The organism is Streptomyces sp. NPDC058470 (genome assembly GCF_042721055.1).
Classification (GTDB): Bacteria; Actinomycetota; Actinomycetes; order Streptomycetales; family Streptomycetaceae; genus Streptomyces.
The window spans coordinates 68615-94763 of the sequence record NZ_JBHXMF010000038.1; the positions used below are offsets into that span (position 1 = coordinate 68615).

23 protein-coding genes are annotated in these 26149 nt (G+C 71.4%); 14 read left to right on the forward strand and 9 right to left on the reverse strand.

The features are described 5' to 3' along the window. The first annotated feature begins 176 nt into the window (after positions 1–176). The 10 genes from ACFWP7_RS26505 to ACFWP7_RS26550 all read left to right on the forward strand — a co-directional run bounded on the left by ACFWP7_RS26505 (position 177) and on the right by ACFWP7_RS26550 (position 12699). Positions 177–1154, forward strand: coding sequence for a DUF3068 domain-containing protein (locus tag ACFWP7_RS26505; RefSeq protein WP_384385687.1), 978 nt, complete (start codon positions 177–179; stop codon positions 1152–1154). Positions 1155–1463: 309 nt separating this feature from the next. Continuing rightward, positions 1464–2654 (forward strand): glycosyltransferase family 4 protein, encoded by a 1191-nt coding sequence (locus tag ACFWP7_RS26510; RefSeq protein WP_384385689.1) that lies wholly within the window; start codon positions 1464–1466, stop codon positions 2652–2654. 125 nt (positions 2655–2779) lie between these two features. Beyond that, positions 2780–3505 (forward strand): class I SAM-dependent methyltransferase, encoded by a 726-nt coding sequence (locus tag ACFWP7_RS26515; protein ID WP_384385748.1) that lies wholly within the window; start codon positions 2780–2782, stop codon positions 3503–3505. Beyond that, positions 3502–8070 carry an alpha-(1->3)-arabinofuranosyltransferase family protein gene (locus ACFWP7_RS26520; protein ID WP_384385692.1) on the forward strand — a complete coding sequence of 1523 codons (4569 nt, stop codon included), beginning with the start codon at positions 3502–3504 and terminating at the stop codon, positions 8068–8070. The genes ACFWP7_RS26515 and ACFWP7_RS26520 overlap by 4 nt, the downstream gene beginning before the upstream one ends. Then, positions 8067–9386, forward strand: coding sequence for a condensation protein (locus tag ACFWP7_RS26525; protein WP_384385694.1), 1320 nt, complete (start codon positions 8067–8069; stop codon positions 9384–9386). Before ACFWP7_RS26520 ends, ACFWP7_RS26525 begins: the two co-directional genes overlap by 4 nt. Beyond that, positions 9383–10141, forward strand: a complete 759-nt coding sequence (locus ACFWP7_RS26530) for a class I SAM-dependent methyltransferase (RefSeq protein ID WP_384385697.1) — start codon at positions 9383–9385, stop codon at positions 10139–10141. The genes ACFWP7_RS26525 and ACFWP7_RS26530 overlap by 4 nt, the downstream gene beginning before the upstream one ends. Before the next feature lie 15 nt (positions 10142–10156). After that, on the forward strand, positions 10157–11062 hold the full coding sequence (locus ACFWP7_RS26535) for a hypothetical protein (RefSeq protein ID WP_384385751.1): 906 nt from the start codon (positions 10157–10159) through the stop codon (positions 11060–11062). After that, positions 11059–11286 carry a Trm112 family protein gene (locus tag ACFWP7_RS26540; protein ID WP_384385700.1) on the forward strand — a complete coding sequence of 76 codons (228 nt, stop codon included), beginning with the start codon at positions 11059–11061 and terminating at the stop codon, positions 11284–11286. Before ACFWP7_RS26535 ends, ACFWP7_RS26540 begins: the two co-directional genes overlap by 4 nt. After that, positions 11283–12191, forward strand: coding sequence for an FkbM family methyltransferase (locus ACFWP7_RS26545; protein ID WP_384385702.1), 909 nt, complete (start codon positions 11283–11285; stop codon positions 12189–12191). Before ACFWP7_RS26540 ends, ACFWP7_RS26545 begins: the two co-directional genes overlap by 4 nt. Next, the gene (locus ACFWP7_RS26550) at positions 12094–12699 is read left to right on the forward strand and encodes a hypothetical protein (protein WP_384385705.1); all 606 of its coding nucleotides are present in this window, start codon (positions 12094–12096) and stop codon (positions 12697–12699) included. The genes ACFWP7_RS26545 and ACFWP7_RS26550 overlap by 98 nt, the downstream gene beginning before the upstream one ends. Before the next feature lie 179 nt (positions 12700–12878). Here ACFWP7_RS26550 and ACFWP7_RS26555 read toward each other — a convergent pair whose 3' ends face one another. From ACFWP7_RS26555 to ACFWP7_RS26590, 8 genes are all read right to left on the reverse strand, one after another. Then, the gene (locus ACFWP7_RS26555; RefSeq protein WP_384385708.1) at positions 12879–13778 is read right to left on the reverse strand and encodes a RimK family alpha-L-glutamate ligase; all 900 of its coding nucleotides are present in this window, start codon (positions 13776–13778) and stop codon (positions 12879–12881) included. A 90-nt stretch (positions 13779–13868) separates the two neighbouring features. Next, positions 13869–15215 carry a pyridine nucleotide-disulfide oxidoreductase gene (locus ACFWP7_RS26560; protein WP_384385754.1) on the reverse strand — a complete coding sequence of 449 codons (1347 nt, stop codon included), beginning with the start codon at positions 15213–15215 and terminating at the stop codon, positions 13869–13871. A gap of 140 nt (positions 15216–15355) precedes the next feature. Beyond that, entirely contained in the window at positions 15356–16573 is a 1218-nt protein-coding gene (locus ACFWP7_RS26565) for an MAB_1171c family putative transporter (RefSeq protein WP_384385711.1), read from the reverse strand. 6 nt (positions 16574–16579) lie between these two features. Further along, positions 16580–17188 carry a toxin-antitoxin system, toxin component gene (locus tag ACFWP7_RS26570; protein WP_384385714.1) on the reverse strand — a complete coding sequence of 203 codons (609 nt, stop codon included), beginning with the start codon at positions 17186–17188 and terminating at the stop codon, positions 16580–16582. Beyond that, entirely contained in the window at positions 17185–17352 is a 168-nt protein-coding gene (locus ACFWP7_RS26575; protein WP_384385717.1) for a hypothetical protein, read from the reverse strand. Before ACFWP7_RS26575 ends, ACFWP7_RS26570 begins: the two co-directional genes overlap by 4 nt. Before the next feature lie 117 nt (positions 17353–17469). Then, a complete protein-coding gene (locus ACFWP7_RS26580) occupies positions 17470–18987 on the reverse strand; it encodes an oxidoreductase (protein ID WP_384385720.1) in 1518 nt (505 codons plus the stop codon). 16 nt (positions 18988–19003) lie between these two features. Beyond that, the gene (locus ACFWP7_RS26585; protein ID WP_384385723.1) at positions 19004–19783 is read right to left on the reverse strand and encodes a GntR family transcriptional regulator; all 780 of its coding nucleotides are present in this window, start codon (positions 19781–19783) and stop codon (positions 19004–19006) included. Further along, positions 19770–20330: a GntR family transcriptional regulator gene (locus ACFWP7_RS26590; RefSeq protein WP_384385726.1), complete on the reverse strand. Its 561-nt coding sequence runs from the start codon at positions 20328–20330 to the stop codon at positions 19770–19772. Before ACFWP7_RS26590 ends, ACFWP7_RS26585 begins: the two co-directional genes overlap by 14 nt. A 161-nt stretch (positions 20331–20491) precedes the next feature. On the opposite strand from ACFWP7_RS26590, the gene ACFWP7_RS26595 reads away from it, so the two are divergent. Further along, positions 20492–20905: an ATP-binding protein gene (locus ACFWP7_RS26595; protein ID WP_384385729.1), complete on the forward strand. Its 414-nt coding sequence runs from the start codon at positions 20492–20494 to the stop codon at positions 20903–20905. On the opposite strand, the gene ACFWP7_RS26600 is transcribed toward ACFWP7_RS26595, so the two are convergent. After that, positions 20862–22301 carry a PLP-dependent aminotransferase family protein gene (locus tag ACFWP7_RS26600; RefSeq protein ID WP_384385732.1) on the reverse strand — a complete coding sequence of 480 codons (1440 nt, stop codon included), beginning with the start codon at positions 22299–22301 and terminating at the stop codon, positions 20862–20864. The genes ACFWP7_RS26595 and ACFWP7_RS26600 overlap by 44 nt on opposite strands. A 79-nt stretch (positions 22302–22380) precedes the next feature. Here ACFWP7_RS26600 and ACFWP7_RS26605 point away from each other — a divergent pair, with 79 nt between their 5' ends. The 3 genes from ACFWP7_RS26605 to ACFWP7_RS26615 all read left to right on the forward strand — a co-directional run bounded on the left by ACFWP7_RS26605 (position 22381) and on the right by ACFWP7_RS26615 (position 26036). Beyond that, positions 22381–23130 carry a metallophosphoesterase gene (locus ACFWP7_RS26605; RefSeq protein ID WP_384385734.1) on the forward strand — a complete coding sequence of 250 codons (750 nt, stop codon included), beginning with the start codon at positions 22381–22383 and terminating at the stop codon, positions 23128–23130. A gap of 61 nt (positions 23131–23191) precedes the next feature. Continuing rightward, positions 23192–24712, forward strand: a complete 1521-nt coding sequence (locus ACFWP7_RS26610) for an acyl-CoA synthetase (RefSeq protein ID WP_384385737.1) — start codon at positions 23192–23194, stop codon at positions 24710–24712. After that, a complete protein-coding gene (locus ACFWP7_RS26615) occupies positions 24705–26036 on the forward strand; it encodes a carboxyl transferase domain-containing protein (RefSeq protein ID WP_384385740.1) in 1332 nt (443 codons plus the stop codon). The genes ACFWP7_RS26610 and ACFWP7_RS26615 overlap by 8 nt, the downstream gene beginning before the upstream one ends. Positions 26037–26149 lie beyond the last annotated feature (113 nt).

Consider the following 26149-nt stretch of genomic DNA (forward strand, 5'->3'; position numbering starts at 1 on the left):
GTTCCCGATGTTCGCCGGTCCCGTCCGGCAAGTCCACAGTCTCGACAATGCATTGACACTCCGTCAAGGGTGCGCCTACGGTTCCCGGCCCATACCGCAGGTGCACTTTCCCCACGGTGCCGACCCGCCCGCACGACCCGCGTGTCGAGCCGTCTCACGCCCCCTGGAGTGCCCGGATGCACCGGAAAGCCTCGCCCGCCGCCCTGATCCTGCTGGGTCTCGGGACCTTTCTCCTCGTGCTGGCCCCACTGCTCGCGTGGTACGTGAAACCACATGCCGCCGTGAATCCGATCGACATCGACCAGACCGCCGTCTACACCGGCACCGGCAGCGTCTTCGACGTCGACAAGGTCGAGACCGTGCCCGACCAGAAGATCACCGTCACGCAGAAGGTACGCGGTGACGTCGCCGCCAGCGAGACCAGCGGAAACGGGGTCTGGGACGTGACGACCACGGTCGACACGGACAAGTCGCTGCCCGCGGCGGACCCGCACGACGCACTGGAGTTCACCCCGCACCGGTGGGTCATGGACCGGACGACCAACAAGCCGGTGCACTGCTGCCAGGAAAAGCCGTACATCCAGGGCGAGGCGTACCTCAAGTTCCCCTTCGACGTGCAGAAACGCGCGTACCGCTGGTGGGACAACTCCCTTGGCGCGACGGTGACTTTGAACTTCCGGGGTACCAAGACGATTCAGGGGTACGAGGGTTATCGATTCACCGGTACGGTCCCGGCGACCAAGACCGGGACGCGGCTCGTGCCGGGCGCGATCGTCGGCGAACCCGAGCGCAGCCAGGTGCTGGCCGAGGAGTGGTACGCCAACCACCTCGTCGAACTCGTCGTCGACCAGCGCACGGGCCGCGTGCTGTACGCGCAGGTCGGACCCCGCAAGACGCTAAGGGCGCCGGGCGGCAAGGAGGACGCCGCAGTGCTGCTGGACGCCGAGAAGCTCGCCTTCACCGCGGACACCCAGAAGTTCGCGGTGGACCGGGCCAAGGAGGAGAGCGGCCAACTGCGAGCGGTGGGGCAGACGTTGCCGATCGGGGCGGGTGCGCTGGGATTGGTACTCGCCGCGGTGGGAGTCGTTTTGGTGGTACGCGGCCGCCCGCATCCCGATACGCCCGAGTCCTCCCAGCCTGCACCCACGATGTGATGAGGCGTCAGCTCACAAAGCTGAAAAATTGTCACCTAGGTGAGTAGCAGCATCGAACCGCTGGGCGAAAACTATCCACCCCCACCCGAGCACAGTCCGTTCACACCCCCGATACAGCAAGTGCCTACAAATCCCACAGAATGGCACACCCGCAGGACCGTCAGACCCCCACCTCCGCAGGACCAACCGCCAGATCCACACCCTGCACCTCTGCACTCCTGCACTCCTGCACTCCTGCACTCCTGCTCGATGAACCACCGTCCGACCCCCCACGCTGAGTTCCGCACCCTGAGACGAGTTGGAGCACCCATGCCCCAGCACGTGCCGTCCCCTTCCTCGTTCTCGACTTCGTTCGAGCGGGGGGACTCCCACCGCGCCACGTACCCGCGCTCCGCGCAGCACCTTCCGGCGCTTCCCCAGCCGCCGCACCGAATCGTTTTCCTTGCCCGCCGGGATCTCGACAACCCGGCGGCCGGCGGCTCCGAACTCCTGGTCGACCGCCTCGCCGAGGGGCTGACCCAACTCGGCCATCAGGTCACCCTGTTGTGCGGCGGGCCCGCGGCCTACCGCGACTACCGGGTCGTCTCGGCGGGCGGCGACCTGGGGCACTATCTGCGCGCCCGCCCCACGTTCCACCGGCAGATCGGTGACTGCGACCTGCTCGTCGAGGTGTCCAACGGCATGCCGTACCTGGCGCCGCTGTGGCACCACGGCCCCACGCTCTGCCTGGTCAACCACGTCCACACCGACCTGTGGCGGATGCGGTTCGGCGGACCGCTGGCGCCCGCCGCCCGGATCGGCCGAAGACTCGAACACTGGGCGCTGGCGGGCGCCGCACAGCGCCGCAACCTGCTGGTCGCCGTCTCCCCGTCGACGGCCCACGCGCTGCACGAGATCGGGGTCGAGCGGGACCGTGTCCGGGTCGTGCACAACGGGGTCGAGGAGCCTGGCCCGCAGGGCTCGCGCTCGCCGGAGCCGCTGTTCGTGGCGATGGGGCGGCTCGTCGAGTACAAGCGGATCGATCTGCTGCTGCGGCTCTGGGAGCGGGTACGCCCGGTCACCGGCGGCCGTCTGGTGATCATCGGGAACGGCCCCGAGCGGGAGCGCCTGGAGCAACTCGCGGGCCCCGGCGTGGAGTTCGCCGGCCATGTCTCCGAGGCCGAGAAGCACCGGCTGCTGTGCGCCGCCTGGCTGCTGCTGCACCCCTCGGCGGTCGAGGGCTGGGGCCTGGTGGTCACGGAGGCGGCGGTCCGCGAGACCCCGGCAGTCGCCTTCGACGTACCCGGTCTGCGCGATTCGGTGGTGGACGGCGAGACGGGTGTCCTGGCCCGGGGCGAGTCCTCGTTCGCCGCGGCCTGGTGCACCCTCACCCTGTCCGCCCACCGCCGCACCCTGATGGGCAAGGCGGCCCGCGACCGTGCCGCGCGGTACCGCTGGAACCACACGGTCCGCCGGTTCAGAGCGGTGGCCGCGGAGGCGGTGAGGGGCTGGGCACCATGAGTGGCCGCGGAGACGGTGACGGGCTGGACACCACGAATGGCCGCGAAGACGGTGACGGGCCCGGCACCACAAATGACCGCGAAGACGGTGACGGGCCCGGCACCACGAATGCCGCCACCGCACGTATGAAGGACCCCTCCATACGCCGGTCCGTCACCCTTTTCCGGGCCTTCCGGCACGAGCAGGACGACCCGGAGGCCTGTTACTCACTGCTCGCCCGTGACGCCGCCGACCAGGTCGAGGCGTACGACGGGGCCGTCGACGGCCGTACCGTCGTGGACGTCGGCGGGGGCAGCGGGTACTTCACCGAGGAGTTCCGGCGGCGCGGGGCGCACGCGTATCTCTTCGAACCGGATGTCGCGGAGCTGGGGCCGAAGCCGCCCGGCTCGGCGGTCGTGGCGGACGGTTATCTGCTGCCGCTTGCGGACGGGGTCGCGGACGTCTGTTTCTCGTCCAACGTCCTTGAGCACGTGGCCGATCCGCAGACGTTCATCAGCGAGCTGGTGCGGGTGACCCGGCCCGACGGGCTGATCTACGTGTCGTTCACCAACTGGCTGTCCCCCTGGGGCGGTCACGAGTGGGCGCCCTGGCACTACTTGGGCGCCGAGCGGGCGCGGGCCCGCTACCACCGTCGTACCGGAAAGCCTGCCAAGCACACCCTCGGCGAGAACCTCTTCACCGTGCACATCGGAACCACCCTGCGGCAGGTGCGCTCACGCGACGACGTCAGGGTCGTCTCGGCGCGCTCCCGCTACTGGCCGTTCCTCGCGGGAGCCGTCGCGAAGGCGCCGGGGCTGCGCGAGTTCGCCACCTGGAATCTCCTTCTCATCCTCCGGCGGTCCTCACCATGACGAGCACGGTCCAGGCTCCACCCCCGGCAGCCGTCCGCCCCACCGCGACCACCTCCGGCCCCCCGGAGGGGCCGCGGTCGCGGCGGTGGCTGCTGGGTTTCTGGGCCGTGCTGTTCGTGCTGTTCCTGGTCGTGCACCCCGGGCGCACGACCTTCGACACCAAGCTCGGTGTCGCGCTCGATCCCTGGCAGTTCCTCTCCGATCTGGGCCAGTTGTGGCACGACCGGGGCGGCTTCGGCGGCATCCAGGACCAGTACGTCGGCTACGTCTGGCCGATGCTGCCGTTCTACGGCCTGTGCAAGCTGATCAGCCTGCCGGTGTGGCTGGCGGAGCGGCTGTGGATGTCGCTCATCGTGTCCGTCGCGTTCTGGGGCGCGCTGCGGCTGGCCGAGCGGCTGCGCATCGGCACGCCCGCGTCCCGGCTCCTCGCCGCCCTCGCGTATGCGCTGTGGCCGGTGTTCACGATCGTCGTCGGTTCGACCTCGGCCGCCGCGCTCCCCGGCGCGTTCCTCCCCTGGGTGCTGCTCCCGCTCACCAACGAGCGCTACAGCGCCCGCGTCGCGGCCCTCCGCTCGGCGCTGGTCATCCCCTTCATGGGCGGGGTGAACGCGGCCTCGACCCTCGCCGCGCTGCTCCCCGTCGGCCTGTACCTCCTCTCCCGTCCACGCGGCCCCCGGCAGCGCAAACTGATCGCCTGGTGGGTGCCGGGCGTGATCCTGGCGACCGCCTGGTGGGTGATCCCGCTGCTGATGCTGGGCATCTACGGCGAGAACTTCCTTCCGTACGTGGAGACTTCGCAGACCACGACGGCCACCATGTCGGCGACGGAGACCCTGCGCGGTGCGGGTAACTGGGTCGCCTATCTGCACTTCGGCGAGGCCTGGCTGCCGGCCGGCTGGACGGTCGTGTCCTCGGTGATCGTGATCGTCTGCTCGGCGCTCGCGGCGGGCCTCGGTCTTGCCGGGCTCGCCCGCCGTGACCTGCCCGAGCGGCGCTGGCTGGTGCTGACCGTGCTGTCGGTCGTGCTCATCACCCTTGCCGGGTACGGCGGTTCGTTCGGCGCGCCCTTCCACGGCGTGGTCCAGGACTGGCTGAACGGCGGGCTCGTCCCCTTCCGCAACATCTACAAGTTCCAGGCGGGCCTGGCGCTGGCCCTCGTGTTCGGGCTGGCCCATCTGGTCGGGATCGCCTCGGAACAGCGGGGGGCCAGACGGGTCCGCGGGCGGCGTTACGCTCCGCTGATCGCGGCGGTCCTGGTGCTCCCCGGGCTCGCCTGGCCGTATCTCAACGGCTCGATCCTGAACCCGGGTTCGTTCCAGGAGCTCCCCAAGTACTGGCAGTCCACGGCCGACTGGCTGGAGAAGTACTCCCCCGACTCCCGCGCGCTCGTCGTCCCTGCCACCGCGCACGGCATCTACACCTGGGGCTCCACCATCGACCAGCCCCTCGACGTGCTCGCCGAGTCCCGCTGGGCGCAACGCGACTACGTGCCGTTCGGCACCGCGGGCAACCGGCGCGCCATGGACGCGGTCGAGCAGTCACTGATGACGGGCGCCGAAGTCCCGGGTCTGGCCGACTACTTGAGCCGGGCCGGCCTCTACTACGTCGTCGTACGCAATGACCTGGACCCCGACCAGCTCGGCTATGTCCCGACCACGACCGTGAAGCGGACCCTGGAACAGTCGGGCTACCAGCGGGTGACGGGCTTCGGCCCCGAAATGACCGGTGGCCGGATCGCCGAGGACACCCCCTTGCAGGTCGAGGGCCTGTATCCGCGCCAGCGGGCCGTGGAGATCTACGAGCCGGCGAGCGAGGACGTGGCACGGCCGGGGCAGGCCGGGCTCAAGCCGATCGCCGACACCGCCGTCGTCTCCGGCGGCCCCGAGGCGCTCCTCCCGCTCTCCGCCGACCCGTCGATGCGGGACCGCGCCGCCGTGCTCACGGGCGACAACCATCCCGGCCTCGGCACCCCGGCGGTCCAGGTGGTCGGGGACGGGCTGCGACGGGCCGACACCCGCTTCGGGCTGGTCAACGCCAACACCTCGTACACGTACACGGCCGACCAGCGCAACGACAGCGACAGCGCGCAGGACCCGGGCGAGAAACCGCACCAGATCCTGCCGACCAGCGGCATCGAGCACCAGACGGTCGCCGAACTGCGCGGCGCCCGCTCGGTGACGGCCTCCTCGACCGGCAACTGGCTGTTCTACCTCCCGCAGTACGACCCCGTGAACGCCTTCGACGGCAACCCGGACACCGCGTGGGCGGAGGGCGCGGCGGGCTCGGCGGACGGGCAGTGGCTGCGGATCGGCTTCAACGGGTCCGTGGACATGCCGTCCTCGTTCAAGGTGACTCCGCTGCCGCAGGACGGTGTGCGCTCGGCGGCGACGCGGGTCCGGGTGGAGACGGAGAAGGGTTCCGCCACGAGCTATCTCCAGCCGAACGGGATGCCGCAGAGCATCAAGTCGCCGTCCGGGTCGACGAGTTGGCTGAAGATCACGATCGTCGACTCCACGGAGCAGCATGCCGGCCTGACCGGCGCCGGCTTCTCCGAGATCGACATCCCGGACGTCCAGGTGACCCGCCTGCTGAAGCTCCCGACGGACGCCGCCGACTCGGACGCCACCGCCGAGATCGTGTCCCTGCACCGGTCCGCCGACCCCACCGGGCTGTCCCCGACGGGTACGGAGGCGGGCCTGCACCGCACCTTCTCGACCTCGACGGCAGGGACGTACGAGATCAAGGCGAGCGCGGTCCCGGTCCCGGGCGAGGAACTCGACAAGCTGCTGTACGAGGTGGCGCCCGAGCAGCAGAGCCGGATCGTCGCGACGGCCGACTCGACGGCACAGCTCGGCGCGGGTCTTTCGGCGCGCAATCTCACCGACGGCGACCTGACGACGGCGTGGATCGCGGGCGACAACCCGACGATCCACCTGAGCTGGCCGGGCAAGCAGCCGGTCTCCTCGATCGTCCTGGCCCCGGCGGGCGGCCTGTCCACCCGCCCGACGAAGATCGCCATCAGCTCCCCGGACGGGGCGGCGATCGTCGGCGTCGACGAGAACGGCTGGGCCCGCTTCGAGCCCATCACCACCGACCGGCTCGACATCACCGTCACCGAGACCGCGCCGCTGACCGTCCACAACCCGGTCGCGGACACCGACCTGCAGCTGCCGGTCGGTCTGACGGAGGCCTACATCCCGGCGCTCGACCAGTACCGCACCAAGCAGCCGTCGGGCACCCGGGAGTTCTCGCTCCCCTGCGGGAAGGGGCCGGCGGTCGCGGTCGACGGGAAGCTGTACGAGACGAGCGCGACCGGGACGGTGGCGGACCTGGTGGAACGCCGGGCCATCGAACTGACCCTCTGCCAGGAAGGCAGCGACGATGCCGAGTTGGACCTCGGTACCGGCTCGCACCGGGTCGAGGCCGGGGACGCAGGACCGCTCACCGTCACCGACGTGACGCTGACCCGCGGGACGGTCACGGAGGCCGCCACCGCCGGTCGTGATCTGGGGATACGTGACTGGCTTGGCGACCGACGCGAGGTGACGGTCGGCTCGGGTGCGGCCTCGTACCTGACGACGTACGAGAACTTCAACGACGGCTGGAAGGCGACGCTGAACGGCAAAGAACTCACGCCGGTACGGCTCGACGGCTGGCAGCAGGGCTGGCAGATCCCAGCCGGCGCGGGCGGCACGGTCAAGCTGTCGTACGAGCCCTCGACGATGTACGAGGCCGGGCTGATCGGCGGTGGGGTCGGCGTGGCCGCCCTCGTGGGCCTCGTCCTGTGGCGCCGCCGCGAACCCAACCCCGACGAGCCGCAGCCGGTGCCGCCGGGGCCCGGGGTGTGGCTGGGCCTGGTCGCGCTCACACTGGTCGCGATCGTGATCGCCGGGTTCTTCGCACTGCTGGTCCCCGCGCTGGCGCTGCTCGCGTGGAAACGGCACGCGCTCCTCGTACCGATCGCGTTCCTCGCGTTCACCGGGGCGGGGATCGCTGCCGCGACGGGGGCCGGGGAGGCGGTGTCCGCGGACGCGGGCGCGTTCTCGGCGGCGGCTCAACTGCTGGCGCTGATCGGGCTGTTCGCGGGGTTGGTGGCTGTCGGGGAGGCCGCTCCCGGTGGTCCGCCGCCATGGCGGCGGTCGTCGTCACCGGGCTCAGCCGGTTCGGAGGCGCCGACCGCGCCGTTGCCGCAGCGGGTGCGGGGGGAGAACCCCGGGCCGGGTTTCGATCCCCGCGCGGGGGGCGGGCCTGCCGAGCGGAAGCCCGGCACCGGAACCGAACCCGCCCAGGGGAAGCCCGACGCCCATCCCAGCGCGTCGGTGGCGCGGTCCGAGTCGGGTACCGGCGTTGATTCGCCCCCTCCGCCCCTACCCGTCCCCTCCCGGGGCTCCGCCCCGGACCCCGCTCCTCAAACGCCGGAGGGGCTGGATTCCCCCCGGCCGGGGCTGGATCTTCCCCGGTCGGAACCGAATCCCCCCGAACTGTCCGGGCCGACGATCTCCGCTCGCGGGCCCGGGACCGGGTCCGCCCGCTCCGTCGAAGCAGGGAGGGACAAAGCCACATGACCGCGGTCGAGCACCCCGCACGGAACGGCGCGGGTGGGCCGGTCGGGCCCCCCGCGCGGGTCCCCTTCCCCGTCGTCGACGAAGTCTCCCGGCACTGTCTGCAGGAGGCGGAGCCGGAGACGGTCCATATCGAGGTGCACGTGCCCGGCCGGCTGGACCCCGTCCGTATGCGGTCGGCCTTCACCGAGGCCCTGCGCCGGCACCCCCGGATCCTGATGCGGGAGGCGCCGGGGCGCTGGTACCGGCTCCGGTACGAGTGGGAGCTCACGGACGGCCCGGACGTGGAGGTCGTGACGTTCCCGCCGCCGGACCGGGACGCCCTCAAGCACGCCCGCGACCGGGCGCTGGACAACGCCCCGCCGCTGTCGGCGGCGCCGCCGGTACGCCTGGAAGTCGTCGACGAGGACGGCACCTCCGACGGCACCGTCCTCTTCCTCACCATGAACCACACGGCACTCGACGGCCCCGCCTGCCTCCGCATCCTGGCCACGGCGGCGGAGTTGTACGGCGGGCGGGACAACTCCCCCACCGCACCCCCCGTACGCACACCCGGCGCACCCGCGGCCGAGCGGGCGGACACCCCCTCCACCTGGGCACCGCCCGCCCGCGTGGCCCACGGCACCCCCGAACCGTCCCCGGGCAACGGCCTGCTCGTCACCGAGCTCAGCGTCCCGCGCCGCCCCAAGGGCTCCCCGTACACGGTGAACGACCAGCTCATGGTCACGACGGCCCTGATGCTCGCCCATTGGAACAGGGAACACGGCGCCCGTCCCCGCCCCTTGCGGATCACCATGCCGGTCGACGACCGGCCCAGGGATATGGCCATGCCCATCGGGAACGGCACGAGACTCGTCGAAGTCACCTTCGCTCCGGAGGAGTTGGACGCGGAGAGAATGGGCGAGCTGCTGCGCCACACCGCGCTCCGCACCCAGGCCCTGAAGTCCCAGGAGCGCCCCCAACTCGGCCACGGCGCCGCCCTGTTGACCGCCCCCGTGATCCCGGTGTCCTGGCGCGCCGCCGTCACCCGGGGCCTGCGCAGGGCCGCCGCGCCCTGGACCTCGACCACGTTGCTGAGCAACATCGGCCGGATCCCGTACCCGCTGGACTTCGGGAAGGCGGCGGGCCGCGCCACCGCGGTCTGGTTCTCCGCGCCGGCCCGGATGCCCCGCGGCCTGACCGTCACCACCGCCTCCACCGCGGGCCGCCTGCATGTCGCCCTGCGCTGGTCGCGGACCCTGCTCAGCCAGGGTGACGGCGCCCACCTCCGCGACCTCTTCGAGCACTATCTGCACGCGACGGAGGAGAACGGCCCATGACGACAAAGGCTCCCGCGGCCACGCCGACAACAGGCGTCGTACGCCGGGGACTTCGCGACTTCTACGAGGATCCGGCCGTGCCCGTCGCGTCCGGCAGCGCGCGCAGCCTGCGCCAGGCCCGGATGCTGGCCGCCGCGCTCGGCCCGGCGACGGCGGGCGCGAAGACGGTCCTGGACGTCGGCTGCGGCGACGGCAGCGCGGCCGCGACCGCGGCACCTCTTCTCGCGGGGCACCGGCTGGTCGGCGTCGACTGGTCGCAGGACGCGCTCCGCCGGGCGCACGCCCATGTGCCGTACGCGGTCCGCGGTGAACTCACCGACGGTGGGCTGCCGTTCGCGACGGGATCGGCCGACGCGGTGCTGTTCAGCGAGGTGATCGAGCACCTCGTGGACCCGGACTCCGCACTCGACGAGCTCCGCCGGGTGCTGCGCCCCGGGGGCCACCTGATGCTCTCCACCCCGAACCTCGCCGCCTGGTACAACCGCGCTCTGCTGCTGGCCGGCGTGCAGCCGGTGTTCTCGGAGGTGAGCCTGCGCGCGATCCACGGCCGCCCCGGCAAGGAGGTCGTGGGCCATCTCCGCCTCTACACGGCCCGCGCGCTGCGGGAGTTCGTGTCCGCCGCCGGATTCGAGGTCGTACGGCTGAAGGGGGCGCCCTTCCACGGCGTACCGCGTCCGCTGCGTGCGCTGGACCGGCTGGCCTGCGCGGTCCCGTCGGCGTCCTCCATCCTGCTCCTGCACGCCCGAAGGACGTAGACCATGTGGTGGGGGGTGGCCGCGGCCCTGTTGGCGAACGTCCTGTACAGCACCGGATTCGTGCTGGAGAAACGCGCGTTGGCGGCCATGCCGGAGGTCGAGATCCGCCGCCCCGCCCGGCTGTTGCGGCTGGTCCTCGGCAGCCCGCTGTGGATCGGCGGCTCGCTGTCCCTCGCCGCCGGGTTCGGCGCCCAGCTCGCCGTCTACCGGACGCTTCCCATCGCCGCGGCCCAGGGCATCTTCGTCTCCGGTCTCGTCCTGCTCGTCCTGCTCTCCTCCCGGCTACTGGGCGAGCGGACGACGAGCCGCGAACGGTACGCACTCGGCGCGATCCTCGCCGCGCTGCTGATGGTGGTGCTGTCGCTGAGCGAGGACTCGGACACGGTCAGCCGCAGCGCTCCGGCACCGCTGATCCTCACCGTCTGCCTGCCGTCCCTGGCGGCGGGCATCTGGCTGTACGGGGCCGCCGAGCGACGCTCCCGGCACCGGCACCGGACGCCGTCCACCGGCGTCGAATACGGCGTGGCGGTGGGCCTGTTGTACGGGGTCAGCTCGCTCGCCATCAAGGGTGTGTCCAGCTATCTGACGACAAGTGGCCTGGGCGGCGCGATGGTTGATCTACTGCGCTCCCCGTACCCCTATCTCCTGCTCTTCACCGGCGCGTTCGGCCTGGTCATGTCGCAGGCTGCACTGCAGCGCTGCCGGGCCTCGCTGATCGTGCCGGTCTGCACGACGGTGACGAGTCTGTTCACGGCCGTGCTCGGCACCCTCGCGTTCGGCGAGGCGCTGCCGCACGAACCCGTGCGGCTCACGCTGCGGCTGGCGGGTACCGCTCTCGCGGTCTCCGTCCTGCTCGCCATGCCCAAGCACGACACCGCGCCCCAACCCCCCGTAGCGACCAAGGAGTTGACTCCCCCGTGAACCCCGACGACCCGTTGCTGAAGATCCTGGCCTGCCCGCTGGACAAGGGCCCGCTCCACCTCCTCGCACCCGATGAGTCGGTGGGTTCGGAAGCGGCGCTGTACAACCCGCGCCTGCAACGCCGTTACCCGATCGTGGACGGCATTCCGCAACTGCTGCCGTCCTCGGGGGAGCAGGTGGGCGCCGACGAACACGAGGAACTCCTCAAGCGGATGGCCCCATGAGCAGCCCTGCGAACGGCCCTGCGCCGAGGACCTTGACCGCCCGCCTTGCCCGCTTCCTCCCCACGCGTCTGGTCGCCGCGACCGCCCGCCTCGTCTACCCGCGCTTCGAGCCCGAACTGGCCCGGCTGTCCGACCTCTGCCCGCCCGGCTGCGGCACGGCGGTGGACGTGGGCGGCTGGTACGGCCCCTGGACACGCCGTCTGGCCACCAGGGCCGACCGCGTGGTGACCGTCGAACCGGTCCCGCACCTGGCCCGGCTCCTCTCCTCCGCGACTCCCGCGAACGTCCGCGTGATCCACGCCGCCGCCTCCGACCACCGGGGCACCGCCCACCTGTGGTTCCCCCCGGACGACGCCGGCGACCGAGGCGTGTCCTCTCTCGTCCGCAGGGACATCCACGCCCGCGCCCTGGACGTGCCCTGCCTGACCCTGGACAGCCTGGACCTCCACGACGTCGACTTCATCAAGATCGACGTGGACGGCAACGAACTCGCGGTCCTGCGCGGCGCGAACGCCCTCATCGCCCACGACCGCCCGGCTCTCTTCATCGAGCTGGAGTCCCGGATCCAGCCCGTCGCCCCCGTCGTCGCGCACCTCACCCAGCAGGGTTACGTGGGCTGGGTGCTGCCCGGCGACACCTGGCTGCCCCTCGCGTCCTTCCCCCTGGAAGCCCACCAGGCCCGTACGTCCCACGTCGTCTCGCAGGGACTGCTGCGCAGGGTGCTTCCGCCGCGCGGCCCCCGCTATGTGAACTCCGTCCTCTTCCTCCCGGACGGCCGCCGTCCGGGCGCCGCGCGCATACGCGACGATGGACCGCATGCCGCCCGCGAAACGCCCCACGACTCCTTTCACGCCTCTCGACTTCCAGCTGGTCCTGCTGCGCCGCATGGCGGACCACAACCCTGACCTCGTCGAGGACGCCCGCCACGAGCTGGGCGTCTCCATCGCCGACATGCGCGAGGCCAACCGCCGCTGGCAGGCGATGCAGCACGCCCCGCGCTCCCGCGCGGCCATCTCCCGCTACCGCTCGATCCTGGGCACCCCTGAGTCGGTGATCCCCCGCCAGATCGGCGACCTGGCCTGCGAGGCCCTGCTCTGGCCCGTCCCCCTCTGGCCCGACCTCCGCTTCGAGGTCCTGGTCGCCCCGAACGGGGTGGCCTGGAACGAGTGGCTGGTCCGAGCCCCAGGCGCCCCGGGCCCGGTCCTCGATACCCTCGACGACCTCACCCCCTGGTCCTGCACCGTCGACGAGGCGGCCCACGCCTTCGCCCCCGCCCGCCCCCTGGAAGGCACGGCACCGACCCGCTGGGGTCTGGCCTTCGCGGCCCCGGACACATCGGGCGTACGACACGACTGCGCGGCGGAGTTCACCTGGGGGCTGTTGCAGCGTGTTGGCGTCAAGGGGCAGCCGTGACGGCTACTGGAGCGAGTGGCGCAACGGGCAGCCGTCATGCCTGTTGCGGCGCGTTGGCTTCATCAATGAGCAGTCATAATCCCTCTTGCTGCGTGTTGGCATCAATGGGTAGCCACAACCCCTGTTGCAGCGCGTGGGCATCAATGAGCAGTCATAACCCCTGTTGCAGCGCGTAAGCGTCAGTGGGCGGCCGTGATGATCGCCTGCGCGACCGCGGGCACCGACTCCGGGTGCAGCCAGAGGAAGAGATTGGGCTCGATCAGCTCCAGTTCCATCACGCAGGGCTCCCCGTCCTCGCCGTCGACGAGGTCCACGCGCGCGTAGAGCACCTCTCCCGCGTCCGGTACGGCGGCCAACGCGCGCTCCGCGACGGAGAGTTCGGCCGGGGTCGGCTCCCAGGGCTCCAGCCGGGGATGGGCGACCTTGACCTCGTCGTACGCCGTCCCGGGCTCCAGGACGGCGCCCTTCCGGCTGGCGTGCAGCAGCCGCCCGCCGAAGAACTGCAGTGCCCGCTCTCCACCGGCGTCGATGTTCTTCACGTACGGCTGCACCATCGCGGTGAGCCCTTCCGCGTGCATCCGCGCGAGCTGTCGTACGGCCGTCTCCCGCTCCTCGGGGGCGTACCGGGCGGCATACCGCGCGCCCGCGCCGGCCGTGGGCTTCACGACGAACTCGCGGTTCTCGGGAAGGTCGACGGGATCCCCCGGCGCGAGATACCGGGTCGGCACCACCGGAACCCCCGCCCGCGCCAGATCCCCGACGTACCTCTTATCGGCGTTCCACCGCACCACACCCACCGGATTGACCAGCCGCGTCGCCCGCCCGCACCGCTCCGCCCAGGCCACGAACTCCGCGACGCGCCAGCTGTAGTCCCAGGTGGACCGGATCACGACGAGGTCGAACCCCGCCCAGTCGACGTCCGGATCGTCCCAGCGCGCGGCAACGGCCTCGGCCCCCGCTTTCTCCAGCGCAGCCACCAGCACGGGCAGGTCCCGGTCCCTGGGCGACTCCTCACCGGGGAGGTAGGTGGCGAGCGCGATACGGACACGTGCGGCACTGCGGGCCACGGTGGGCTCCATCCTCGTACGGCAGGCAACTCCTGGTGATCTTTCCGCAGGCTAACAACCGCTCGCGGAGCAGGGCCAGGCGTTTCCACACGGCGGGGCGGCTCACCCGAGGGGGACGGCGGCCTTCCACTCCTCGGCCGTGAGGGGCGGCCCGGTGAGCTGCGGCTTGAGCGGGCCGGCCGCGGCGGCGAGGAGCACGCTGGGCGCGAGCAGGACGTGGGCGCCGCGCTCCAGGGACGACACGTCGGTGAAGCGGCGGGCTATGCGGCCGTTTCCGGTGGCGGTGAGCAGGAGGCGGTCGACGTACGCGGCCAGGATCCGGTCCCTGAGCGTGGGGCCGTTCTCCGTCGCGCCCGGGTAGAAGACGTCCTGGCCGGTGGCGAGGTCCCACGCCGCGTTCACCGGCCGGGCCACCGCCTTCTGCAGGGCGCGGGCCAGCCCGGGGCCGCCCCAGCCGCGGGCGCGGATCGTGTCGCGCAGCGCGACGGCACTCTGCGCCGCGACCGACATGCCGTGGCCGTAGACCGGGTTGTACGCCGCGAGCGCGTCGCCCAGCACCGTGAAACCGTCGGGCCAGGGACGCGAACGCTCGTAGTAGTAGCGGCGGTTCGAGGTGGACCGGGTGAAGGCGACACCGGACAGCGGCTCGGCGCCCGCGATGAACTCGCCGATGACGGGGTGGCGCAGCTCCTCGGTGGCGAAGCGTTCGAAGTCGCTCTCGTCGGAGGTGGGTTCGCCGCCGCGGGTGCCGGTGAGCGTGACCAGCCACCGCCCCTCCTCGACGGGCATCAGGATGCCCGCCCTGCCGGGGCCCCCGCCGCGCGGGGCGGCCTGCACATTGAGGACGGGGAAGCCGCGCCGGGCCGTGTCCGGGGCACGGTAGAGGCGACTGGCGTACGCGAGGCCCGAGTTGACCTGCCGCTGTCGCGGTGCGGGGAGGCCGAGGGCCGCGAGCCACTCCGGTGCGCGGGAGCCCCGTCCGGTGGCGTCGACGACCAGGCCGGCGGGGAGCGTGCGCTCCGCGCCGTCGTGGCCGCGGACGCGGACTCCGGTGACGGCGCCGGCGGTGCCTTGGAGACCGAGCACCTCGGTGCGTTCGACGAGCTTGATCCGTTCGTCGTCGAGGACCCGTGCGCGGAGGGTCGCGTCGAGGAGGTCGCGGCTGCTGAGCACCATGTAGTGGGACTCGCTCCAGCGGCGGTACCAGCCCTGGGGCGACAGCGCGACCATGTCCGTGGTCAGCGGAAGGCGGTTGGCGCCGGCGTCCGTGAGCAGTCCGGTGATGCCGGGGACGAGTTCCTCCATCGCCGAGGCGCCGCCGGACCACAGCAGATGGACGTGCTGGGCCTGGGGCAGGTTCTTTCGGGGCCCGGGCCCCTCGGGCAGGACGTCGCGTTCGACGACCGTGACGACGTCCGCGAACTCGGTCAGGGCGCGCGCCGCGAGCAGTCCGGCCAGGCTGCCGCCGAGGACGACGGCGGATCTCGTGGGCCGTGCGCCGGAAGGTCGTTCGCTCCGGCGACGGGCGTTCCGGGGATCGGCGTTGCGGGGGCTGGCGCTCCGGGGATCGGCGTTCCGGGGGCTGGCACTCATGTGGCGGGCACACTCTCTGCTGCTGCGGCCGCGAGTTCGCGGACCGCCCTGATGTCGTCCGTGTGGCGGAGGGCTCGGGACACGGCCTCGATCTCCCCCAGCAGGTCCTCGATGTCCGGGCTGTTGAGGGGGGCCGAGGCGGCGTCCTTCCGGCATTGTCGCTTGGTCTCGATGGCGTCCTGGATCGTCACGACATGGGCGAGCGACTTCGCCCGGCCGGCCTCGTGCCCCAGGCCGACCGCACTGTCGTACGCCCGTCGGTTCAGGTCCTCGTCGATGTGGCGCGCGAGGTGGAGCAGCTCGTCCCGGATGAAGGTCTCGCGGCGCGTCAGCCGCAGTTCGGGCGTGGCCCTCAGCTCGAAGGGGACGCGGTCGCCGCCGACGGCTCGCGTCAGCAGGTAGAGGGACCGGAGGCGCCAGTGGCTGAGCCGTGTGCGGGCACGGCGGCGCAGGTACTGGCCGCCGTGGGGCAGGATGAAGCCCACCGCGATCAGGATGGCGGAGAGACAGGCGACGGGTGGCGCGAGACTGGTGCTCAGCCAGTCGAGGTCGTGGCCGGTCCACCGGGCGACGACGGCCGTGAGCTTCGCCCCGTCGAAGATCAGGTTCAGCGCGTATCCGACGCCCAGGCACATCAGGCCGCCTCGCAGCCATACGTCCAGACCGTCGGTGCGGACCCAGTTCCAGATCAGCTTGGCGGTGATCAGACACGCGACGGTGTGTGCGAGCAGGTAGAGCAGGATCTCCTCGCGCATGAAGGCGGTGGTGGCGTAGTACGTGTCGAGGTCCCGCCGCCGCTCTTGGTGGACGTCGGCGAGCGCGAACAGCACCCACAGCGCGATGATCACGCCCGAGTAGAGGATGACGACCCACCGTGTGATGCGGCGGGTCGCCTCGGACCGGTCGGAGATGCCGTTCCGCCAGGCGGCGATCAGCAACAGGCAGGATCCGCAGAACGCGGTGAGCAGGCTGTAGACCACGGGCGCCGAGATGTTCGGTACGCCGGTGACGCGGTTGGTCCAGGCGATGGTCGGCGGCGCCGCGAAGACGAAGACACCGCAGGCGAGGACGAGCAGACCGCCCACCGCTCTGAGCAGTGGGTCCTTCCAGAGCTTGACGATGCTGGGCAGTTTGATCGCGAGGGCGACGGCCAGGACCGCCGTCGGTATCCAGAAGGAGATGTAGAGGTCGTCGAAGAAGCTGGAGGGACTCATCGCCGATCAGTCCTGCGGTCCGCGATAGCCCAGTGACGCCTGGATGGCCTGACCGACCGGGTCGACCGGCCCCGGTCGCGCACCGGATCCGGTCACCCACGAGCGGAAGACACTCGCCAGCCGCAGCCCGAAATCCTCGGCCTCGTCCTCTTCGGCCGCATGGGACCCGTGGCGGGCGGCGACGGTGAGGGCGATCTCCTGCCAGCCGGTGCCGTCCGACAGGGTACGGGCCGCGGCGGCCGCCCCGTCGATGTGATGGTTGTGGTGTCCCTGCCTCATGTGCCACAACTCGTGGCCGAGGATGACGAGTTGCTGCACGGCCTCGGCGCGCTCCTCGATGACGACGAGGTCGAAGTCGTGGAACTCCATCCACAGGCCGGTGACCTCGAACTCGTCGGGGAAGCGCTCGAAGCGGAGCCGCACGGGCCGCCCGTCCCGGCGCCCACTCATCTCCTCGCACAGCGCCTGCGCCAACTCCCGGACATCCACCGGGGTTCTGTCGATCCGCTTGCGCAGCACACGGCTCAGCTCCAGCGCGAGACGCCGCATCTCGGAGTCGGTTCCGGCCGGCCGCAGCCCCGCCACGAACCCGCGCACTCCACGGACAAGCCTCATCGCCGCTCCCCGTGGGGGAACTCGGAGAGCGGCTTCCCGCTCTCCGCGAGATACGCCGCGGGCAGCACCCGTACGCCGAGGGCTGCGCCTCGGTGCAGGCTCTTCTCGGCGGTCCGCGCGTCGGGACGCGCGAGTGTCTCGGCAAGAGTCGGGGACTCACTCACCAAGGGGCTCCCGGAAGTTAACTCATCAAATTGTCAGCTTCCGCCGACCCTACGTGCCCCGGTCGGGCCGCGCCATGACTTTCGGGTTCGCCCGCCGCGGACTCCTGGTCCCCGACGCTAAGTCCTGTTCAGGGTGCGGGTGACGCCCGCGAGCACCGCCGTGGTGAGCACCCATCCGGCGGCGATCAGGGCGTACGCCAGCCACTGCGCGCCGCCGTCCGCCCAGTACCAGTTCGCCCGCTGGCCCAGACCGCCGAGGGGAATCAGCAGGTCGAGGGTGTAGACGAAGGGCTGGAACGGGGCTCCTTCGCCTTCCTTGACCGGTACCGGATCATCGGCCGCGAAGACCAGCGTGCCGAGCAGGATCAGCGCGAGGAGCCAGACGCCGGCCAGCCACGGCCGGTATCCGTATCCGACGGTGGCGTCCAGCACATGTCCCCAGGCGCGTCCGGCCGGGCCCGACGTACGGCGTCGATGGCGCTGTTTCGCCAGCAGCACCCGGCGGGCGTCGTCGTCGTGGCCTACCTTCCGGTAGCAGCTGGCCAGTTGCTCGTACGGCTGAGGGCTGTAACCAGGACTCCGCCGAACCCAGCCCACCCGGCGCACCACGCCCTCCGGCCGGCCCACCGCCTCGCGCCGTCGCCCCCCTTCGACCATCTTGATGGACCCATAGACGAATCCGTCCAGCTCCACCACGGCCGGCCAACTGTGCTCGCCCTCATAGAGGTACGAGACCTGGGCGCCCCGTAGATCGACGGCCCCCTCGGGCGTCTCGGCAACGGTGAAGTCGAAGTCGGTGGCCTGCATCAGAAGGCAGACCACGGAGGGCTCCTCCCCGCCCCGCGCACCCTTCAGGGTCGCCCCCTCGAAGGTCAGGTTGTCGGAGATCCGGGCGCCTCGGAGGCGTACGGTGCCCTCCGCGGTGAACCCCTTCGACAGATCCAGCGTCCCGGCGGTCACGCTGTCCGCGGCCAGCGCCACACCCTCGGGACTGCTGAGCCGCGCCCCCTGCATGAACAGTCCCCCGGACAACTGAGCGCCCAACAACCGCACCCCGCCCCGCGTGGTGAGGTTCTTGCAGAAGACACCACCCTCCATGACGAGGCCGCCCGCGAAGACGGCCCACTCCCCGGGGGTGGATATCCGCGTCCCGTTCAGGTTCAGCTCGCCGGCGATGTGGGCGTTGACGAGCGAGAGCCGGTCCCCGTCCAGCACCGAACGCTTCAGGTCGAGATGCCCCTGGACCCGGGCCAGCCCGGCCTCCACGCCAGGAACCCAGCTGTCCCTGATGTGGGCTGTCCGGGTCGACGCCCCATAGAGGCTCACCGCCTCCTCGAGTCGGCAGTGCTCCAGCCAGAGCACATGGCCGATCTCCGCACCGTCGAGGTCGAGCTGCCCAGTGATCCGCGCACCGGCGAGCCGCAGACCGGCGACAGCACCGGAGGACCCGGCGTCACCGCCCACCAGCAACGCGACCAGCACAGCCGCCCGGACGGTGCGCTCGGGCCCCCAACTCCCGCCCCGCACCGGATCATCGGCCTCGGCCTCCCCGCTCCGCAGATCCACCCACCGCCCCTCGGCAAAGGCGTCCCATACCTGTCGCTCCGGGGGCGTCAACTCGATGTCAGGCAGCACACGGGCACAGTAACGATCAGATCGGCGGGGCGGTGAACTCGTACCGCAACTCGTACAGATGCCCAGCCTTGACCAGCACCGACGCTTCGATGGGCCGGTCACCGTCGCTGTGTACGACGCGGAGCGTGCGCAACACGGGCAGGTCGCCGGGGAGTTGCAGCAGCCCGTACTGCTCCTGCGTGGGGACACGGGCCGATACCCTGTCCACGCTCAAGCGCGGCGGGTACCCGAGGTCCGCGAGGAGCGCGGGCGTACCGCCCTTGATTTTGCGGCGCTTGGCCATCGCCGTGCCACGGGCGATCTCCAACGGGTAGTACGACTGAACCAGTTCCGCCGGTTCGTCGTCGATCAGCAGCAACTGGGCGCGCAGCAACGCCGAGCCGCCCGTTGGCAGGTGCAGCGCTTCGACGACATCCGCGGGAGGTGTCACCTCGGCCACTTCCAGCAGTTCGCTGCGCGCACTCGCCCCGTCCTTGGACGACTCCCTGAGCCAGGGGTAGGGCTCGCCCGGCTCGGCAGGAGCCATGTAGTCGGCGGGCCGGACCGTCCGCTGGCGGTGCTCCCGGACGGTGACGGCGGCACCGGCGCGCCCGACGACCAGCCGCTCGTCCTTGAGGAGTTGCAGCGCCTTCTGCACAGTGGCGTTCGACGCGTCAAAGCGGGCCTTGAGCTGCACCGTGGACGGCACCTTGGCCCCTGGCGGCAGATCCCCGCACATGATGTCCTCGCGCAGATCGGCCGCGATCCGCTCATGCAGCGAACGGCGGTCGAGGTCCTCGTCCTCAGCTCTGGGCACTGTCGTCACCGACCCTGATCTCGTACCGAAGTTGCTGGCGGTGGGCGGGCATCGCCATGCGGTCCACCTGGATGGGCCGGTCCTCGTGATCGAAAGTGACCCGGGTCAGCTGTAGGAGGGGTTCGCCCTCCGCTGTCCCCAGTACCTCTCGCTCGTCCTCGGTAGGCATACGTGCCACGACGTCCTCCCGTACCAGGGCCGCCGCGTACCCGAGCTCGGCGAGCAGGGTGACCGCCCCGCCTCGGATCTTGGCCGTCGACGCGAGCCGGGTACCCCGGGCGATGTCAACGGGGTAGTACGTGTCCGTCAACTCGCAGGGCTCATCAGCGAGATAGATGACGCGGCGACGTACGACAACCGTCGCCGCCACGGACAGACCCAGCAACTCGGCGATTCCGGAAGGCGCCGGCACCTCCCCCGCGTGTACGACACGCTGGCTTCCCCGCTGCCCCCGCGCTTCGAGTTCCGCACTCCAGGCGTCCGGCTCCCCCTGTTCACGCGGAGTCAGATACGGCATCGAGGTGCTGGTCCACTCGCCGGGACTCATGGCGCCTCCCCTCTCGTGTCCACGCGCCCACCGAACCTTGCCGCTTTACACAGTAAGCGAGTTGAAGAGCCGGACCACCCTTCCGATACCTTGCCGCTTTTCGCGAATAGCAGTAACTTGCTGGAAATCGTACAGCCCAGGACCAAGGATGGTGGAGCACCATGCTCTTGCTACGGCAGCGACGGTTCCCGCGGTCACGCGTCTCCGTCCGCGCGGCACGCGAGTTCACCCTCGCCACGCTGACGAAGTGGGGGGTCACCAGCCGCCACGAGGACGTGAAGCTGTGCGTCTCGGAACTCGCCACCAGCGCGGTACTCCATGGAGTGCCGCCCGGCCGGCAGTGCTTACTCCGGTTGTCCTTGCAGGACGACTTGCTCAAGGTCGAGGTCCTGGACAGTGGTGACGGGAGCCCGGAGGTCCGCGAGCCCGACCCTGACGGGTGCGGCGGCCGAGGGCTCTATCTGGTCCGGGAACTGGCCGACGAGTTCGGGACCGTCGACCACAGCTTGGGCAAGACCGTCTGGGCCGTCCTCAAGGTTGCGGTGGCCTCGGACGACGGGCGCTCGGGAGCGTAATGGATTCCGCAAGGACCCCCGTCAGGGCGTCGATCGCTGCCGGACAAGCCCGTTCGGAAGGCGCCGCGAAGCCGATCAGCAGGCCCTCGGGGCGGTCACTGTCGGGGTGGTGGTGCAGCTCGGTGAGACCGCGCAGGGCCACCCCCCGGTCTGCGCACATGGTCAGGAGGTCGGCCTCCGTGGGCCCTTCGCGCGGCAGGGTGACCAGGGTGTGCAGGCCGGCCGGGACGCCGTGGGCGGTGAGGCCGGGGAACGCGGCCAGCCGGTCCATCAGCAGTTCCCGGCGTATGCGGTAGCGCTGGCGGGCGGCGCGGATGTGGCGGTCGTACGCGTGCGTGGCGATGAAGTCGGCCAGGACCAACTGGCCCAGCGTCTCCGTGTACAGGTCGTCTTCCTGCTTCACCCGAACGACCGGTTCGACCAGATCCGGCGGCAGGACCGTCCAGGCCAGGCGGAGGGCGGGGCCGAGCGTCTTGGACGTCGTACCGCAGTACGCGACATGGTCGGGCGCCAGGCTCTGGAGCGCGCCGACGGGACGACGGTCGTAACGGAACTCGCCGTCGTAGTCGTCCTCGACGATCAGCCCGCCCGAGGAGCGCGCCCAGGCACAGAAGGCCTGGCGGCGGCCGGGGTGCAGTGGCACGCCCGTCGGGTACTGGTGCGAGGGAGTGAGGAAGACCGCGTCGGTGCGTGCGGTCAGGGCCTCGGTGTCCGCGCCGTACGCGTCCACCGGAAGCGCGTGCGCGCGGAGGCCCGCACGGCAGACCGTGTCCCGGTAGAAGTCGTGGCCGGGGTCCTCGAACGCGGCGACCTCCCGGCCCTGGGCGAGCAGGACCCGGCAGAGCAACTGGACTGCCTGGTAGTAGCCGGACGTGATCACAATCCGGTCCGGGGTGGTGAGCACGCCGCGGGTGCGACCGAGGTAGTCGGCGAGGGCGGTACGCAGTTCGATACGGCCCTGGGGATCGCCGGGGCCGAACACCTCGGGGCGGGCCCGGTCCAGGACGCGGCGCGTCGCGGCGAGCCAGGCGCGGGCAGGGAAGGCACTGACGTCGGGACGGCCGGGGCGCAGATCATGCGGCGGAGGATGTGCAGGAGTGTCGGCCGGTACCTGAGCCGGAAGATGGGGCAGCACCTCGGCCACCCTGGTTGCGGCGCCCGGCCGAGTAGTCAAGTACCCCTGCTCGGCGAGCTGGTCGTAGGCGGCGGTGACGGTCCCGCGCGACAGGCCCAGCTCCTGGGCGAGCCCCCGCGTCGAGGGCAGCGGCGTCCCGGTGGTCAGCCGGCCGGCGCGGATCGCGTCGCGCAGGGCCGTCTCCAGGCGGGCGCGGCGGCCACCCTCGGCGTCGAGGTCGAGATGCAGGTCGAGCCGCGAACTGGACCAGTTTTCGGGCATGGGACTGGATCTTATTCGTGGTCCGGGAGTCGCTTAGGTTCGTGGCACGGACGAACAAGCGGACCACGAAAGGACCCCCGTGATCGTCATCGCCCACCTCAGCGACATCCACATCGACAGCGGGCAGCGCAGCATCGAACGCACCCGCGCCGTCATGGCGTATCTGGAAGGCCTCCCCTACGACCTGGACGCTGTCCTCGTCACGGGTGACATCGCCGACCACGGCCTGCCGTCCGAGTACGAGGAGGCCCGCCGGCTTCTCACCTCCCGACACCCGGTTGTGGTCTGCCCCGGCAACCACGACGAACGCGCCTCGTTCCGCGAGCACTTGCTCGGCCACCGGCTCGCGCCCGGCCCGGTCAACCAGGTCCACCACGCCCCCGGCTTCACCCTCGCCCTGTGCGACTCCTCGGTGCCGGGCAAGGACCACGGCCACCTGGACGACGCGACACTGGTCTGGCTGGACCAGGTACTGACAGAGGCGACGACCCCGGTCCTGGTCGCCTTCCACCACCCTCCGACCACCCTCAACATCCCCTACGTCGACAGCATCCGCCTGCTGGACGAGCACCCGCTCGCCGAACTGGCCGCCCGCCACCCCCACCTCACCGCCTTCCTGACCGGCCATGCCCACACCCCGGCGGCGACCACTTTCGCGGGCCGCCCCCTCCTCGTGGCGCCGGGTGTCGTCTCCACCGCCCGCCTCCCGTGGGAAGACCGCGCCCACCCGCAGGACCATGTCCACCTGGGCCTGCCGCCCGCACTGGCGTTCCACGTCCTGGACGCGGACCGGCGACTCACCACCCACTTCAGAAGCGTCATCGTGTAGGAACAGATCAGAAGGTCCCCCGCAGAAAGTCCCTGCGCAGTCCCTCTGACAAGGAGTACGCGTGTCTCACCTCTTTCCGGCCCTGGTGGGCGGCTCGGTCGCGGAGCGGCCTGCGGTGCGGTTCGGTGATCGGTCGCTGTCGTACGGGGAGCTCGCCGACGCGGCGGGGGCGCTGGCGGAGCGGCTCGGCGGGGCCGGGAGGGTCGCCGTGTGGGCGACGCCGAGCCTGGAGACGGCCGTAGGAGTGGTGGGCGCGCTGCTCGCCGGAGTGCCCGCCGTGCCGCTCAACCCGAAGTCGGGTGAGGGCGAGCTGGGGCACATCTTGTCCGACAGCCGGCCGTCGGTGGTGCTGACGTCGGCGGCAGCGGAACTGCCCGCCGGCCTACGGGAGTTGGAGCGGATCGACGTCGAGGTGCGCCCAAGGGGTGGCGGTGTCGAGGTGCGCCCAGCGCGTAGCGGTTCGCCTGCCGTCCAGGAGTTCCCGGAGGACTCCGCCGCCCTCGTCGTCTACACCTCCGGCACCACCGGCCCGCCCAAGGGCGCCGTCATCCCCCGCCGGGCGATCGCCGCCACCCTCGACGCGCTGGCCGACGCCTGGCAGTGGACCGGTGACGACGTCCTCGTGCACGGGCTGCCGCTGTTCCATGTGCACGGGCTGATCCTGGGGGTGCTGGGGCCGCTGCGGCGCGGCGGGTCGCTGCGGCATCTGGGGCGGTTCAGCGCGGAGGGCGTGGCCCGGGAGCTGAACGACGGCGCCACGATGCTGTTCGGGGTGCCGACGATGTACCACCGGCTCGCCGAAGCCCTGGACGAGGACGTGGAGCTGGCCAAGGCGCTCGGCAGGGCGCGGCTCCTGGTGTCCGGTTCCGCCGCGCTGCCCGTGCACGACCACCGGCGCATCACGGCCGCGACCGGGCGCCGGGTCATCGAGCGGTACGGCATGACGGAGACCCTGATGAACACGAGTGTCCGGGTGGACGGTGAACCCCGGCCCGGGACCGTCGGTGTGCCGCTGCCCGGCGTCGACCTGCGGCTCGTCGAGGAGGACGGCTCGACGATCGCCGCGTACGACACCGACGGCGCACCGACCGGCGCGACCGACGATGACCGCGTGGGCGAGATCCAGGTCCGCGGGCCGAACCTCTTCACGGAGTACCTGAACCGCCCCGACGCCACCGCCGCCGCGTTCACCGAGGACGGCTGGTTCCGCACCGGCGACATGGCGACCCTGGACGCCGACGGCTACGTACGCATCGTCGGCCGCAAGGCCACCGACCTGATCAAGAGCGGCGGCTACAAGATCGGCGCCGGTGAGATCGAGAACGCGTTGCTGGAACACCCCGCCGTGCGGGAGGCGGCCGTCACGGGTGAACCCGACGACGATCTCGGCGAGCGGATCGTGGCCTGGGTGGTGCCGGTCAGCACCCCCGCCCCCGCCGCCCTCGGCCCGGAGCTCTCCGACCACGTAGCCCGCCGCCTCGCCCCGCACAAGCGCCCCCGCGTCGTGCACTTCCTGGACGCCCTGCCCCGCAACGACATGGGCAAGATCCTGAAGCGGGCCCTAAGGAACAGCAATGACTGAACGCCTTACGACCCGCGAGGCCATCGCCCTCGTCGCGGACGGCGAGTTCAGTGAACTGGCTTCCCCTGTCGGCAACTTCAAGCCCGACGGCCCACTGTCCTGGCAGGGGTACGACGACTCGCGCGCCCGCGCCGCCACCCGCACCGGCGAGGAGGAATCCGTCGTCTGCGGCCGCGCCACCATCGGCTCCACCCCCGTCGTACTGATCGCCTTCGAGTTCGGCTTCCTCGGCGGTTCGCTCGGCGAGCGCACCGGCGACCGGCTGGAGGCGGCGTACACCTACGCGCGCGAGCACCGTCTCCCGCTGGTCTCTCTCGTCGCGACCGGCGGCAGCCGGATGCAGGAGGGCATGCTCGCGCTCACCCAACTCCAGCGCGTGGCACGCCAGTCGGCGCTCACCCGGGAAGCGGGGACGGCACAGATCGCCGTACTGCGGGACCCGACGACGGGGGGCGGCTGGGCCACGCTGGGCGCGGGCGCCGACGTGACCCTTGCGCTGCCCGGCGCCCAGGTGGGCTTCGCGGGCTCCCGGGTCCGCCCGCCCGACGCGGACCCGGCGGCGTACACGGCCGAGGCCCAGGTGTCGGCGGGCGCGGTGGACGCCGTCGTACAGCCGCAGGAGCTGCGGCAGACGCTGTCGCTGTGGCTGGAGCTGCTCACCAGCCCCTCGCCGGAGCCCGCGCCCCCTCCACCCGCCCTCGGCACACCCGACCTCCCCACCACCGGCTGGGACGCGGCCGATCGTGCCCGCTCCCCCCAACGCCCGCGCGCCGCCGCCTACTTGGACTCCTACTTCACCCACCGCACCACCATCAGCGGCGACCGCTGCGGCGGCACCGACGCCGGCATGCTGTGCGGCTTCGGCTCGCATGGCGGGCGGACCATCGCGTACGCCGCCCAGTGCGGGACGGCCACCCGCCCCGCCGGTTACCGCACCGCCGCGCGCCTGATCCGCCTCGCGGGCCGACTCGGCTTCCCGGTACTGACGTTGGTGGACACTCCGGGCGCCGCGAATGACGCGGAGGCCGAGCGGCAGGGCACGGGCTCGGCGATCGCGGACCTGTTCGCCGCGGTCGCAACGGCCCGTACCCCGGTCACCACGCTGGTGATCGGCGAGGGCGGTTCGGGCGGCGCGCTCGCGCTGGCCGCGCCCGGCAACACCTGGGCCACGCCGGACAGTTACTTCTCCGTCATCGCGCCGGAGCTCGCCGCAGCGATCCTCAAGCGCCCGGCCGGCGAGGTGCGGGCCACGGCCGACCAACTCCGCATCCGGCCACAGGACTTGCTGGACCTCGGAGTCATCCGAGGCATCATGAGCGCATAGGACGGTGTCGGCTCCCTCCCCCCAAGGGGAGCCGACACCTCGACTAGCCAACTAGCCGACTAGTAGGACTCCGTTAGGTTGCTCTGGCTCTTGAGTTTGGGCTGGTGGCGGAT

Coding starts and splice junctions, on each gene's coding strand:
- ACFWP7_RS26505 (WP_384385687.1), top strand. CDS start 177: ATGCACCGGAAAGCCTCGCCCGCCGCCCTGATCCTGCTGGGTCTCGGG.
- ACFWP7_RS26510 (WP_384385689.1), top strand. CDS start 1,464: ATGCCCCAGCACGTGCCGTCCCCTTCCTCGTTCTCGACTTCGTTCGAG.
- ACFWP7_RS26515 (WP_384385748.1), top strand. CDS start 2,780: ATGAAGGACCCCTCCATACGCCGGTCCGTCACCCTTTTCCGGGCCTTC.
- ACFWP7_RS26520 (WP_384385692.1), top strand. CDS start 3,502: ATGACGAGCACGGTCCAGGCTCCACCCCCGGCAGCCGTCCGCCCCACC.
- ACFWP7_RS26525 (WP_384385694.1), top strand. CDS start 8,067: ATGACCGCGGTCGAGCACCCCGCACGGAACGGCGCGGGTGGGCCGGTC.
- ACFWP7_RS26530 (WP_384385697.1), top strand. CDS start 9,383: ATGACGACAAAGGCTCCCGCGGCCACGCCGACAACAGGCGTCGTACGC.
- ACFWP7_RS26545 (WP_384385702.1), top strand. CDS start 11,283: ATGAGCAGCCCTGCGAACGGCCCTGCGCCGAGGACCTTGACCGCCCGC.
- ACFWP7_RS26550 (WP_384385705.1), top strand. CDS start 12,094: ATGGACCGCATGCCGCCCGCGAAACGCCCCACGACTCCTTTCACGCCT.
- ACFWP7_RS26555 (WP_384385708.1), bottom strand. CDS start 13,778: ATGGAGCCCACCGTGGCCCGCAGTGCCGCACGTGTCCGTATCGCGCTC.
- ACFWP7_RS26565 (WP_384385711.1), bottom strand. CDS start 16,573: ATGAGTCCCTCCAGCTTCTTCGACGACCTCTACATCTCCTTCTGGATA.
- ACFWP7_RS26570 (WP_384385714.1), bottom strand. CDS start 17,188: ATGAGGCTTGTCCGTGGAGTGCGCGGGTTCGTGGCGGGGCTGCGGCCG.
- ACFWP7_RS26590 (WP_384385726.1), bottom strand. CDS start 20,330: ATGAGTCCCGGCGAGTGGACCAGCACCTCGATGCCGTATCTGACTCCG.
- ACFWP7_RS26595 (WP_384385729.1), top strand. CDS start 20,492: ATGCTCTTGCTACGGCAGCGACGGTTCCCGCGGTCACGCGTCTCCGTC.
- ACFWP7_RS26600 (WP_384385732.1), bottom strand. CDS start 22,301: ATGCCCGAAAACTGGTCCAGTTCGCGGCTCGACCTGCATCTCGACCTC.
- ACFWP7_RS26615 (WP_384385740.1), top strand. CDS start 24,705: ATGACTGAACGCCTTACGACCCGCGAGGCCATCGCCCTCGTCGCGGAC.